A 203-nucleotide genomic window follows, 5' to 3' on the forward strand; every position below is an offset into this window, starting at 1 on the left:
GTGGAGAATTTGTCAGTGAAGAATCTTGTCCAAAACAAAAAACGAAGCAAGGGGATTCACGATGCGTCATGGTCGAGATTCCACGAAATGCTCGCCTATAAAGCGAAGTGGCATGGACGGACGATTATAAAAGTCGATCCGTTCTTCCCATCAAGCCAGCTCTGTTCCGGGTGTGGCCACCAGCATAAGGATGTAAAAAGTCT

The 203-nt window shown here is 46.8% G+C and carries 1 protein-coding gene; it reads left to right on the forward strand.

Features of this window, described 5'->3' with window-relative positions:
* Positions 1 to 203, forward strand: a 203-nt coding sequence (locus L2D08_RS23930; protein ID WP_242238039.1) for a zinc ribbon domain-containing protein, incomplete at both ends; no start/stop codon positions are given.

The sequence above is a fragment of the Domibacillus sp. PGB-M46 genome (assembly GCF_022668875.1).
Lineage (GTDB): Bacteria > Bacillota > Bacilli > Bacillales > Domibacillaceae > Domibacillus.